Raw genomic sequence first — 12,817 nt, 5'->3', positions numbered from 1 at the left:
CGGGACCCGGGCACCGGCTATTGGTTTCCGTTGAGCGTGTACCAGAGCATCGCAACGTGCAGGGAGGTGCGCGACTCGGCGTCCTCGAGGCTGACCCCCAGCTTGTCCTCGAGCTTTTCCAGCCGGGCGTACAGCGCGGGCCTGCTGAGGAACCCGGTGCGGGCCAGCGCCGACTTGTTGCCCCCGTGCTTGAGGTAGAGCTCGAGCAGCTCAAGGGCCGAGGTGTCCGGCGGATCAAGGATGCCCGCCAGTTCCGCCTCCGCAAAGGACCTGACACGGGCATCGCCCTGCATCAGCGCCAGCAGGCCGTGCAGCCGCACATCGGTGAAACGGTAGAAGGGGCGGGCCTTGGTGTCGAAGGTCGCGACGATCTCGGCGACCTGTGCGGCCTCGTCCAGCCCGCGGGCCGCATCCTTGACGCTTCCCCGGCCGTGCCCGACGCCCGCCGACCAGTCGACGCGCACCTGCCCCCGGGACAGCTGCCGGAAGATGCGCTCGAGCAGCGGCTCCTCGAGCTGCTTGGCACCCACGCCCAGCACCATGCCGATCTGTCCCGATTGCAGGCTGGCACTCAGCGCGGTGGCCCTGGAGGATTCCAGCACCGCAAGCAGCGCCTCCAGCAGTTCGCGTTCGCGCAGCTGCAGCCCGGTGGGGGTCTGCCCGCCGTGCGTGTCCAGGCGCAGGACCACCGGGACGTAGTGCGCCACGTCCGCCAGCCCCAGGGCCATGGAGCGCACCAGCACCTCGTCCGCGCTCAGGGCGTGGGCCTGACGCAGCTCGTGCAACAGGCCGGCCCGCGCCTGGTGCAGCAATTCCTTCTGGTCCCGGCCGGCCAGCCGGGCGATGGACAGGGTTTGGCCGGCGCGTTCCAGCACCATGGCCGCGTCGTCGTCGTCGGCCAGGGCGCCGGGGACCACCAGCCTGCCCCAGCGCTGTCCGCGCACCCCCACGGGCGTCTGCAGCCAGCTTTCCTCCCCGGCCCCGCGGCCGGTGGATTCCAGGTAGCCGACCCGGCGCGAGCGCTCGGCCCAGCGGGCCAGCAGTTCCGCCCGCTCGGTGCCCGAGGCGTCGAAGGCCAGCACCAGGTGCGCCACGTCCTCGAGCACCACCGGCGCCCCGATCAGCCGTGCCGTGCGCGAGACGATCTCTTCCTCGTCCGCGTTCTCCAGGCTCAGCGCGGTGAACACCTCGTGGATGGTGCGCGAGCGCTCGAGCGCGGCGAGCTGGTCGGACACCAGCATGCGGTGCGCGACCTCGGTGATTTCGACGAACCTGACCCGCCGGTGCAGCAGCACCACGGGGAAGTCGATGCGGCTTGCCGCATCGCGCAGGGCGGAGATGGTCGCATCCACGTTCCGACTCACCCCCGGCACCAGCTCCACCAGGATCCCCACCGCACCCGCATTCCGGACCTGGCCGAGGAAGTCCCCCACGCCGACGCCGCCCTCGCCGAAGGCCATGCCGGTGGTGAGCACCAGCTCGCCGCCGGTCAGCAGTTCGGCGAGGTCGGGGGTTTCGGTCACGTGGACCCAGCGCACGGCCGTCCCCAGCAGGTCGAAACCGCTGAGCACCTCCGGGTCCCCCGCCCGCACCACGGCCAATTCCAGGATGCGGGCAATGCTCAGGACGGCAGGAACTGCGGGGGCTTCAACGCTTGAGACGTGGTTCACAAGACATAGTGTATTGCTTCAGGCAAAAGAACTGACACATTGCCAATGTCGCGCACGTGACCCAGCCGACACAATTGAACCAGGAACACCGTGAAACACCGTTTCACCACCATGTCTTGAAAGGACACCTCCACGTGCAGACTCTCGCTCACTGGTCCAACGGCGCCACCCTCGAAGCCCCGGCCGACTCCCGCTACGCCGATGTCATGAACCCCGCCACCGGCGAGGTCAGCTCCCGCGTTGCACTGGCCAGTGCCGAAACCACCGCCGAGGTCATCGCCGCGGCCCACGCAGCATTCCCGGGATGGCGCGACACCTCGCTGACCCGCCGCGCACAGATCCTCTTCAACTACCGCGAACTGCTGAACAAGCGCAAGGGCGAGCTCGCCGCGATCATCACCGCCGAGCACGGCAAGGTGCTTGACGACGCCATGGGCGAAATCGCCCGCGGCCTCGAGGTCGTCGAGTACGCCTGCGGCATCCCGCACCTGGTCAAGGGCGGCTACACGGAGAACGCCTCCACCAAGATCGACGTCCACTCGATCCGCCAGCCGCTCGGCGTTTCGGCCATCATCTCCCCGTTCAATTTCCCGGCCATGGTGCCGATGTGGTTCTTCCCGATCGCCATCGCCGCCGGCAACGCCGTCGTCCTGAAGCCAAGCGAGAAGGACCCGACCGCAGCACAGTGGATGGCCGAGCTCTGGAAGGAAGCCGGCCTTCCGGACGGCGTCTTCAACGTCGTGCACGGCGACAAGGAATCGGTCGACACCCTGCTGACCGACCCGCGCGTCTCCTCCGTCTCCTTCGTGGGCTCGACCCCGATCGCCCAGTACGTCTACGCCACCGGCACCGCCCACGGCAAGCGCGTCCAGGCCCTCGGCGGCGCCAAGAACCACATGCTGGTCCTCCCGGATGCGGACCTCGACCTGGCCGCCGACGCCGCCGTCAACGCCGGCTTCGGCGCAGCGGGCGAACGCTGCATGGCCATCTCCGCCATCGTCGCCATCGACTCGATCGCCGACGAACTCGTCGAGAAGATCGCCGAGCGCACCCGCACCCTTCGCGTCGGCGACGGCACCCGCGGCTGCGACATGGGCCCGCTGGTCACCGCCGCACACCGCGACAAGGTCGCAGGCTACATCGACGCCGGCGAGGCCGCAGGCGCCACCATGGTGCTCGACGGCCGCAAGGTCAACCCGGACGCCGACGGCGAGGGCTTCTTCTTGAACCCGACCCTCTTCGACAACGTCACCACCGACATGACGATCTACACCGACGAAATCTTCGGCCCGGTCCTCTCCGTGGTCCGCGTCGAGTCCTTCGACGAGGGCATCGAGACCATCAACGCCAACCCGTACGGCAACGGCACCGCGATCTTCACGAACGACGGCGGCGCCGCACGCCGCTTCGAGAACGAGATCCAGGTCGGTATGGTTGGCATCAACGTGCCGATCCCGGTACCGATGGCCTACTACTCCTTCGGCGGCTGGAAGAACTCGCTCTTCGGCGACACCCACGCATACGGCGCCGAGGGCATCAACTTCTTCACCCGCGGCAAGGTTGTCACCTCCCGCTGGCTCGACCCGAGCCACGGCGGCCTGAACCTCGGCTTCCCGCAGAACGCCTAGGCTCAAAGAACCGTCAGAAAGGGCAATCCCATCATGAGCACCGATGTGAGCACCGAAACCATCACCGCGGAGCAGATCGCAGCGGGCGCGCGCGCCCACGAGCTTGACCGCGCACACGTCTTCCACTCCTGGCAGGCGCAGGGTCCGTTCGACCCGATGACCATCATCAAGACCGAGGGCTCCTGGGTCTGGGACGGGGCGGGCAACAAGCTGCTCGACTTCTCCTCGCAGCTGGTCAACACCAACATCGGCCACCAGCACCCGAAGGTCGTCGCGGCGATCCAGGAGCAGGCTGCGCAGATCTGCACCATCGCCCCGCAGTACGTCAACGACGCACGCTCGGAAGCAGCGCGCCTGATCGCCGAGCTGACCCCCGGCGACCTGAACCGCATCTTCTTCACCAACGGCGGCGCAGACGCCAACGAGCACGCGATCCGCATGGCCCGCGTGCACACCGGCAAGCACAAGGTGCTTTCGGCGTACCGCAGCTACCACGGCGGCACGCACCTGGCAGTGAACGTCACCGGAGACCCGCGCCGCGTGGCCTCCGACAACGCCACCGACGGGGTCGTGCACTTCTTCCCGGCCTACCCGTACCGCTCCTACTTCAACTCCACCACGGAGGCCGAAGAGACGCAGCGCGCGCTGCGCCACCTGGAAGACACCATCATCTTGGAGGGCCCGAGCAACATTGCGGCGCTGATCCTCGAATCGATTCCGGGCAGCTGCGGCATCTACGTGCCGCCGGCCGGCTACATGGAGGGCGTGCGCGAGCTGACCACCAAGTACGGCATCGTCTTCATCGCCGACGAGGTCATGGCCGGCTTCGGCCGCGCCGGAAAGTGGTTCTCCGTGAACCACTGGAACGTGACCCCGGACCTGCTCACCTTCGCCAAGGGCGTGAACTCCGGCTACGTTCCGCTCGGCGGCGTGGCGATCTCGGATGCCATCTTCGAGACCTTCCGCGACCGCGTCTACCCGGGCGGCCTGACCTACTCCGGCCACCCGCTGGCATCCGCCGCGGTGGTCGCGACCATCCACGCGATGAAGGAAGAGGGCATGGTGGAGAACGCCGCCCGCATCGGCGAAGACATCATCGGCCCGGCCCTCGACGAGCTCAAGGCGAAGCACCCCTCCGTGGGCGATGTCCGCGGAACCGGCTGCTTCTGGGCCGTCGAACTGGTCACCAACCGCGAGACCCGCGAGCCGATGGCACCCTACGGCGGATCCTCGCCGGCCATGGCAGCAGTGACCGGCGCGTTGAAGAAGGCCGGCATGTTGCCGTTCGTGAACTTCAACCGCATCCACGTGGTTCCGCCGCTGAACATCAGCGACGAGGACCTGCGCGCGGGTCTGGCCATGCTTGACGAGGCATTGTCGGTGGCCGACACCTTCGTCGAAGCCTAAACAACGCTGAAGTAAACGGCTGGCCTGGTGCCCGGGGTTTTCCCGGGCACCAGGCCAGTTGTCGTTTGCGGTGTCGGCCGGGGCGGCCGTTTCCGACCCAGCGCCATCGTGCCCGGGCCGCGTGTCACCGTGAATGGCTCCCATGCTCCCGGCCTAGGCTGGTGCCCATGCGCCTGACAAAAATGCATCTCACCACCGGAATCATGGCAGCAATTGCCCTGGGCCTGGCAGGGTGCTCGACCCCCGCACCGGCTACCGACCCGGTCCGCGGCCAGGCATGGTTTGATGCCGTTCTTGACGACGAGCACAAGGACGAGGAAAACACGTCCTCCGGAGGCGGGACCGTCGGCGCCACCATCACCATCACCGACGTGAAGGCCGGATGGTACGCCTTCGACATGGCTTGCCAGGGAGTCAACGAAGCAACGTTCACCATCAGCCATTCGGAAGAGGCCCTGGGCGAGGGACAGATCGGTTGCGACGGTTCCGGATTCGTCACCTCGACGATGGAGCTCCCCTCAGGCGAGATATCGGTGACCGCCACCGGCACCGACCCTTCCACCTGGTGGGCGGCCCGCCTGCGCCCCACCGCCGCGCCGACCCCGTAGCACCCTCCGGCTGGTGGCGGGAGGATGCACTCATTCGGGGCGTTCCGACCAAGCACACGAGTCGAGGGAGCCGGCGAAACCATACGCCCAAAGGTGCATGTGGAAGCAATAGCGGTGTTGCTACTATGGGCGAATGTACCTGCCCGTCGATTTCCTGACTCCGCTGCTCTACGTGGCCGCTGCAGGCATCTTCGCGGTTTTCGCAATCCCGTTGGGCATTGGCGCCCTGGTCCGCTGGAAGAAGTTCCGCGCCGATGCCGATGGTTTGCAAACCTATGCGCGCCGCAGGGATCTGCAGGTCCATTCCGGCGTGGCAATCCTTGGCGTGGCACTGGTGCTCGCTGCTTCGGTCACCGCGGCCATCGGCTGGGACGAGTCGCGCCGGAACCTCAGCTCCAATGTGGAAGCACGCTATGAGGTCAGCGAAGTGACGATGACCAGCTGGAACGGCACGTGGGCCGAGGTCGACCTGGTCGACGGCAAGGGCCGCCCCGCCAGCGGGATAGGAGTGCTCCTTGGCCCGGACCACGAACCGGAACTCTTGGACCCTGCATCTGAGACCGGTTCCCCCACAGATCCCGAGCCCGCCCTGGATCTGCGCTAGCCCTGCGACGTGCGGGAAATTTTCAGGGCCGCCGCCGCGAGAAGCAGGCAACCGCCGGCAACGACGGAAACAAACAACGATGCTGCCACCGTGATGCCCAGGCTCCCCGTCAGCGCACCAAGGCCCACGACCGGAGCGGCACTTCCCAGGTACGTCACCACGTAGACGGAGCTGAACACCCTCGCGCTTTCCTGAGCCGGCAGGCTCACCGAAAGGCGGTGGAAGGCCGACTGGAACGCAATGCCCTGTGCGATTCCCGCACCCAGCATGGCCAGGCAAAGCATCCACAACAGCCCGGATTCGGCGGAAACCACGATGAGGACCGACGAGACGCCCATGCCGACGAGTGCTCCGGGCAACGAAGAGCCACGCGCCGGCGCCACCAGCTGGATCCCTGCGGACCCCAGCAGCACCAGGGAGGCCAGCGTCCCCGTGCCCACGGCGGAATGGACGCCCGTTGCGTGGGCAAAGTACCCGGGGCCGAGTGACAAGCAAAACCCGAAGAGTGCGAAGCTGAGGAACCCGACGAGCGAAGTCACCCAGAACTGGGAGCGAACCGTTTCGGTGAGGCGCGGTTTTTGCGGTTTCAGTACGGAATATTCACCAGGCGTCGGCGCGATGGCCGGGCGTGCGCGGACCAGGCACAGGGGAACCAGCATGGCCGCCATCAGCAGCGCATGCACGATGAAGGGAGTCCGCGTGGGCTCGCCATAGGCGGCAAGAAATCCACCCACAATGGGGCCCAGCGCCACGCCGCCTGTGGAGGCCAACAGCGTGAAGCGGCTGGCCCAACGCGGGTGCCGGGGCAGCAGTTCCCGCAGTGCCGCGCCGCTTGCGCCGATGGCCATGGCCACGGCCGCCCCTTGAAGCGAACGGCCAACCATCAGCGCACCCAACCCGTCCGCAGTTGCGAAGACGACTTCACCGCCCAGCCCCACGACCACGGCAAGCACCAAGGCCGCACGTCGGCCAAGGTGGTCCGACCAGTGGCCATACAGCACCAGCCCCAGGATCAGGGCAATGACGTAGGAGGAAAACGTCAGGGTCACCGCGAAGGGCCCCAGACCCAGGCGTGATTGCAACAACGGATAGAGCGGTGTTGCAAGGTTGGCTCCCACCAACAGCAACGCCGTGGCAAAGATTGTCAGCACCAACCGTGCCGGAATGCTCGCATTCCATCCGCGGACGCCGGGAACGTCCGCAAGCGGACGCATGGCAAGTTCACTGAATACCGTCATCGCGCATCTCCTGGAGTCTTGGCTCGCGCACCACACGCCGAGGATCGCCCGACGCACTGTCACAGAGATTCTGGCAGTACTTGATGCCTATAATTCAACTAATCAGCAATCACTGATCATGATGATTAGATTTGATGCTTTGACGAGCAGAATGGGATGCAGCGTGAGCGTACTGGATGAGATCGAAGTCGGGATACTGCTTCACCTGCTCGAAGACCCCCGAACACAAATCGGCGATATTGCGGACTCGCTGGGGGTTGCTCGAAATACCGTTTCCTCTCGCATGCGTCGCCTGGAGAGCCGCAATGTGCTTCGGTCCGGCGGGCGTGACGTGGACCTGAGCGCCTTGGGCTTCGATGTCCTGGGCTTCATCACCCTGGAAGTGGCGCACCGTGAACTTGATCCGGTGCTCACGGCGTTGCGGTCCTTGGATCGCGTGTTGGAAGTCCATGAGATCTCGGGACGAGGCGATGTGTGGTGCCGCGTCGTCGCCCAGGACACCAAGGACCTGCACCGCACCCTGCGTTCGATCCTGCGCATCCGCGGAGTGCTTCGCACCGAGACCTCACTGGCACTCAAGGAACACCTCCCCTACCGGATTCAGCCGCTCCTACAGGGCCTGATCAAGCCCGCGCGATAAATCAACGTGGCGATCGCATGGCCAAAACCCAGTTGATCCGTCGAAAGCACTGATCCCGGAACCCTGTTGGGACGACGCGAACGGGTCGGCATTCAATACCCACGGCTGGTACCTGCGGATGGGAAACGGGTGGGCGACCTCCTCCCTGGGACTTAGTTCGGCTTCCGGAACATAAACCCCAAGTCCGATGCGCCTTGTGCCCCCGGTTTTCTAGGCTGGAAGCATGACAAGTACCGTTCTGCTCTCCCCCGCGGCCTCCAACCGGCGCAAAATGCTCGGCTTGGCCTCCACAACAGTATTGGCGGGCCTCGCCATGACCGGTTGCTCGGCCCTGGGCATCGAATCGAAGTACGACAAGACCTCCAGCTACGAATTCGCGACCGGAAGCGAGGGCAAGGAAAAGGACGTCGTCCCTGCCTGGGCTCCGGATCAGGCAACGGAGTTGAAGGAAGTCCAGCGGACCACTGGCAACGAACGCATCCTGCGCATGAAATATGCCGGCTCGTTGCCCGAATCCTGCATCGCTCTGGGCACAGCCGGGAAGCCGACGGCCGAGGAACTTGCCTCGGGCTTGAAGGCCGAGCCGGGCGTCAAGCCCGAGGACATCGCCGGCGTCGTGGCCATGCAATACCAAACGCCGTTGCTGAGCGCCGAATGGTGGCAGACGGGCAAGGAAAACCAGAGCACCCATCTATGCGGCAAGTGGTGGATTTCCCAGGAGTCCGGAGTCCTCTACGCCTTCTCACCCGAACAGCAGGGCATTGCCGAGCCGGTTCTGGCGGAACAGGCGGCAAAGCAGCGGGCGGAAGCGAAATAGCAAAGGCGTTGCCATCGGTGCCGTGGAAAACGACGGCGAAGACAACGCCTTTGCTGGGAGGGAACGAGGCAGTTAGCCGTTGATGACCTGCGGCTGGCCCAGGGCCTTGAGCCCGTCGACGCCGAACTCGACGCCGTAGCCCGAGGTCTTGGCGCCGCCGAACGGGATGCGCGGATCCACGCCACCGTGGCTGTTGATCCACACGGTGCCGGCCTGCAGGCGTGCGGCAACCTCGCGCGCGGCATCGCGGTCGGACGACCATACGGAGGCACCCAGCCCGACGTCCAGGGCGTTGGCCAGCTGGACGGCCTGCTCGATCGAGTCGACCTTGACGATCGGGAGGACCGGGCCGAACTGTTCCTCGATGACCAGCGGGTTGTCGGTGGCGATGTCCGCGATCAGCGTGCTCGGGTAGAAGTAGCCCGGCTGTTCCGCCTGCGGGTTGGCGCCGAGCAGCACGCGGGCACCGGAGCCGGTGGCCTTGCGGACCAGGGAATCGACGATGTCGTACTGGGCCTTGTTCTGCAGCGGGCCCAGCACGTTCGCCTCGTCCAGGCCCACGCCCATCGGCATGTTCTTGGCGACCTCGATCAGCGCCTCACAGACCTCTTCGTAGATGTCGGCGTGCACGTAGAGGCGCTTGAGCGCGGCGCAGGTCTGGCCCGTGTTGATGAACGCGCCCCAGAACAGTCCCTCGGCGATGGCCTTCGGGTCCGCGTCGGGCAGCACGATGCCCGCGTCGTTGCCGCCCAGTTCCAGGGTCAGGCGCTTCACGGTGTCCGCGGAGGAGCGGATGATGGCCTTGCCCGTGGCCGTCGAGCCGGTGAACATGACCTTGTCGATGTCCTTGTGGGTGCTCAGCAGCTGGCCCACGTCGCGGCCGCCGGCGACGACATGCAGGACGCCCTCGGGCAGCACCTGGTTGATGACGTGGACCAGGGCCAGCACGCTCAACGGGGTGTATTCGCTGGGCTTCATCACCACGGTGTTGCCCATGCGCAACGCCGGGGCCAGCTGCCAGACACTGATCATCATCGGCCAGTTCCACGGGCCGATCGCACCGACGACGCCGAAGGGGCGGTAGTGCATCTCGGCGTAGGTGGTTCCGTCGTCCACGATGACCTCTGCCTCGAGGTCGAAGGCGGCGGCGGCACGCAGCCAGGCCACGGAGCCGCCGACCTCGAAGCGGGCGTTCGGGCCGTTCAGCGGCTTGCCCTGCTCGCGCGAGAGCAGATGCGCCAGCGCCTCGGCGTTTGCCTCGATGGCATCGGCAGCCTGGTTCATCAGGGCGCGGCGCGCCGTGTGGCCCAGCGCGTCCCATTCCGGCTGCGCCGCATGGGCGGCGGCGATTGCCGCCTCGAGGTCCGCGACCTCGTGTTCCGGAGCGCGGCCCACCAGCTCGCCGGTGGCCGGGTCGAGGATTTCGCGGCCCCCGCTGGCAGGCTGGATGGCGGCAAGCAGTTCGTCCGCGGTGGCGTAGGTGGCGACGGTGTTGGTTTCGGTGCTCATGGATCGTTCCCTTTTCTTGTCTCTTGGATTGCCGGAAGTCTTGCTTGTGGAAGTGGTCGTTGAAGGGTTTTCGGTTCAGCGCTGCGTTGTCACGCCTGCTTCGGTTTCATCTTCGGACAGGTCGCCGCCGTGCCCAACGCCCGCGTAGATCGCCGGTTGGGTGGAGCGCAACCTGAACGCCCACAGCAGGCCGAGGACGCCCGGAACCACCACGAGTGCGGGAAGCAGCCAACCCAGGACGCTGGCGCCTTCCAGGCCGATCAGCACGTCGAAGTTCGCCACGATCGCCCCGAAGAGCACAACGAGTGCGATCCCGGCGATCAGCGGCGCCACCTGGGTGGTCCACTTTCCCAGTCCGTGCGGTTCGCTGCGGAAGTAGCCGATCACTGCGAAGCTGGTCAGCGCCATGAGCATGACGAGCCCGAAGGCACCGGTGTTGGTGAGCCACGTGAACAGCGTGAACACAGGGAACATGATGTCCGCTCCCGCTCCGGCGATGGCGAAGACCACCAGGACCACCAGTGCAAGCACCGACTGGGTCAGCGACCCAACCACGGGGGCGTGGGTGCGAGGGTTGGTCTTGGCCATGGCCGCAGGCAGCACGCCCTCGCGGCCCAGCGAGAAGAGATAGCGGGCCACCACGTTGTGGAAGGCAATCAACGCAGCGAGCAGGCTGGTGATGAACAGTATGTTCCCGAGGGTGACGAACCACCCCGGGGTGTGGGCGGCGAGGAAGCCGAAGACCAGACCCGGACCGGCGGCCGAATTTTCGATGACCGCGCTGTGCCCTTCGCCTACCGCCATGGCCCACGCGGAGAACGCGTAGAAGACACCGATGATGCCGATCGCGATCAGCGTTGCCCGGCGCGGGGTGGTCTTGGGGTCCTTGACCTCTTCGCCGTAGATGGCTCCGGATTCAAATCCCATGAACGCGGCAATGCTGAAGGCCAATGCGGCGCCGACGCCTGCCGTGAAAAGGCTTGACGGTTGCAGCGACTCGGTGGAGATCCCCTCCGGGGCGACCTTGAGCGCCAGCACGTCGTAGACGATGACGACGAGGAATTCGCAGGCAACGACGATGCCCAGCACCTTGGCGGAGAGGTCCACCTTGTTGACGCCAAGCACAGCCACGACGGCCCAGCCGATCAGGGCGCAGATCCACCAGGGTGTTGAAAGTCCGAATGTGGTGGTGAGGAAATCGGCCATGGCGAAGCCGAACATCCCGTAGATGCCGATCTGCATGGCGTTGTAGCTGACCAGTGCCACCCATGCCGCGCCGATGCCGGCCGGCTTGCCCAGCCCTCGGGCCACGTAGGCGTAGAAGGCGCCGGCGTTCTGCACGTGCTGGCTCATGGCCGTGTATCCCACGGCAAACACCAACAGCACAATGCCGAGCACGACGAAGGAGAGCGGGATGCCGAGCACCCCGGTGACCGCGTAGTTGCTGGTGACGCCGCCGGCGACGACCGTCAGCGGCGCCGAGGCCGCGATGATCATGAACACCAGCGCCGGCACGCCAAGCGTGCGTTTGCCCAGGCTCGGTGCCTGGGTGTCCATTGATTCGGTTGATGTTGCCATGGGATTCCTCCTTGAACCGTGATGCCCTACCAGCGTGCGCCCTGGCGGGGCGTAACGGCTTGGCTTTGCGTGAGCGGCACTTGCCGATTCGTGCAGGGTTATCCGGCGGCCTCCCGTTCGGGCGGGCGGGACACCGTCCTGAAACCGCAGTGGCTGCTCGATGAATCCGGCGAATTCCGGCTCCGGGCCGCCACCCGGTAGCGGTTGCAATACGATTCGTGGCAGAGGAACGATCCCCCGCGCATGACGCGGCCCTCGCCGAAGGGAGGACCCTGCGGTTCGAGTTCCGGGCTTCGCTTGTAGTAGCGGGGAAGGAACCAGTCGGCGCACCATTCCCAGACGTTGCCCGACATCTGCCACAGCCCGTACCCGTTGGGTTCGAAGGAACGCGCCGGCGCCGTGGCGCCGTACCCGTCATCCACGGTGTCCAGGTGCGGGAAGCTTCCCTGGAAGATGTTGCACCGGTGCCGGTTTCCGGGGGTGAGTTCGTTCCCCCACGGATAGCGTGCACCCTCCAGGCCGCCGCGGGCCGCGTATTCCCACTGGGCCTCGGTGGGCAGCGCCCGCCCTGCCCACTCGCAATAGGCCAGCGCGTCGTTCCAGCTGATGTGGACAACCGGGTGGTCGTCCGCGGCGGAGGAGCCCGGGCCCAGGGGCTCGCGCCAGCTTGCGCCCGGCACGTTGACCCACCACTGCAGGCCGGCCACCCGGCGGCTCCCCGCGGGCCATGCATCTTCGCTTCCCAGCTGCAGGTGGAACACCGCCGAGGAACCGTAGCGTTCGGCCTCCGTCACGTGTCCTGTCTGCTTCACGAACTGCGCGAACTGCAGGTTGGTGACGGCAACGGCGTCCATCCCGAATTCGGCGACCGCCACCCGGTGCACCGGGGTTTCCCCGTCGTCCGGGTAGCCCTCCGCAAAGTGGTCGCCCATCAGGTAGCTGCCGGCCGGCACGCGGGCCTGCTCGATCCCGTGCCGCGGCATGCCGTCCGGTGCGGTCCCCGGACCGGCGGCTGTGGCCGCGGCCTGGGCTGCCGGCCGGGCCGCGGGTTCTCCGGGGCTCGGCGCGGGCTGGCAGCACGACACGTGGTTCTCCTTCTGGGGACGAGGTTGGATCGG

Annotated in this window: 11 protein-coding genes; 6 read left to right on the top strand and 5 right to left on the bottom strand. The window is 66.4% G+C overall.

Annotated features, from left to right (window positions below; all coding sequences use genetic code 11):
- Nucleotides 1-17: 17 nt before the first annotated feature.
- Nucleotides 18-1,670 carry a PucR family transcriptional regulator gene (locus ACIQLF_RS14940; protein WP_400299919.1) on the bottom strand — a complete coding sequence of 551 codons (1,653 nt, stop codon included), beginning with the start codon at nt 1,668-1,670 and terminating at the stop codon, nt 18-20.
- 134 nt (nt 1,671-1,804) lie between these two features.
- Between ACIQLF_RS14940 and ACIQLF_RS14935 the strand changes: the two genes are divergently transcribed.
- The 4 genes from ACIQLF_RS14935 (at nt 1,805) to ACIQLF_RS14920 (ending at nt 5,917) form a co-directional block, all read left to right on the top strand.
- Nucleotides 1,805-3,298 (top strand): CoA-acylating methylmalonate-semialdehyde dehydrogenase, encoded by a 1,494-nt coding sequence (locus ACIQLF_RS14935; protein WP_400299917.1) that lies wholly within the window; start codon nt 1,805-1,807, stop codon nt 3,296-3,298.
- 33 nt (nt 3,299-3,331) lie between these two features.
- The gene (locus ACIQLF_RS14930) at nt 3,332-4,705 is read left to right on the top strand and encodes an aspartate aminotransferase family protein (RefSeq protein ID WP_400299914.1); all 1,374 of its coding nucleotides are present in this window, start codon (nt 3,332-3,334) and stop codon (nt 4,703-4,705) included.
- A 167-nt stretch (nt 4,706-4,872) separates the two neighbouring features.
- Nucleotides 4,873-5,313 (top strand): hypothetical protein, encoded by a 441-nt coding sequence (locus tag ACIQLF_RS14925; RefSeq protein WP_400299912.1) that lies wholly within the window; start codon nt 4,873-4,875, stop codon nt 5,311-5,313.
- 133 nt (nt 5,314-5,446) lie between these two features.
- Nucleotides 5,447-5,917 (top strand): hypothetical protein, encoded by a 471-nt coding sequence (locus tag ACIQLF_RS14920; RefSeq protein WP_400299909.1) that lies wholly within the window; start codon nt 5,447-5,449, stop codon nt 5,915-5,917.
- On the opposite strand, the gene ACIQLF_RS14915 is transcribed toward ACIQLF_RS14920, so the two are convergent.
- Entirely contained in the window at nt 5,914-7,155 is a 1,242-nt protein-coding gene (locus ACIQLF_RS14915) for an MFS transporter (RefSeq protein WP_400299906.1), read from the bottom strand. The two genes, ACIQLF_RS14920 and ACIQLF_RS14915, sit on opposite strands and share 4 nt — an antisense overlap.
- A 163-nt stretch (nt 7,156-7,318) precedes the next feature.
- On the opposite strand from ACIQLF_RS14915, the gene ACIQLF_RS14910 reads away from it, so the two are divergent.
- Nucleotides 7,319-7,795, top strand: a complete 477-nt coding sequence (locus ACIQLF_RS14910) for an Lrp/AsnC family transcriptional regulator (protein ID WP_400299904.1) — start codon at nt 7,319-7,321, stop codon at nt 7,793-7,795.
- Nucleotides 7,796-8,018: 223 nt separating this feature from the next.
- Nucleotides 8,019-8,612 carry a hypothetical protein gene (locus tag ACIQLF_RS14905; protein WP_400299902.1) on the top strand — a complete coding sequence of 198 codons (594 nt, stop codon included), beginning with the start codon at nt 8,019-8,021 and terminating at the stop codon, nt 8,610-8,612.
- Nucleotides 8,613-8,684: 72 nt separating this feature from the next.
- On the opposite strand, the gene ACIQLF_RS14900 is transcribed toward ACIQLF_RS14905, so the two are convergent.
- From ACIQLF_RS14900 to ACIQLF_RS14890, 3 genes are all read right to left on the bottom strand, one after another.
- The gene (locus ACIQLF_RS14900; RefSeq protein WP_400299900.1) at nt 8,685-10,121 is read right to left on the bottom strand and encodes an aldehyde dehydrogenase family protein; all 1,437 of its coding nucleotides are present in this window, start codon (nt 10,119-10,121) and stop codon (nt 8,685-8,687) included.
- A 75-nt stretch (nt 10,122-10,196) separates the two neighbouring features.
- Nucleotides 10,197-11,699, bottom strand: a complete 1,503-nt coding sequence (locus ACIQLF_RS14895; RefSeq protein WP_400299897.1) for an APC family permease — start codon at nt 11,697-11,699, stop codon at nt 10,197-10,199.
- A 98-nt stretch (nt 11,700-11,797) separates the two neighbouring features.
- The gene (locus ACIQLF_RS14890) at nt 11,798-12,784 is read right to left on the bottom strand and encodes a formylglycine-generating enzyme family protein (protein ID WP_400299894.1); all 987 of its coding nucleotides are present in this window, start codon (nt 12,782-12,784) and stop codon (nt 11,798-11,800) included.
- Nucleotides 12,785-12,817 lie beyond the last annotated feature (33 nt).

The organism is Paeniglutamicibacter sp. NPDC091659 (assembly GCF_044756805.1).
GTDB lineage: Bacteria > Actinomycetota > Actinomycetes > Actinomycetales > Micrococcaceae > Paeniglutamicibacter.
This window is presented reverse-complemented; position numbering and strand designations above follow the sequence as displayed.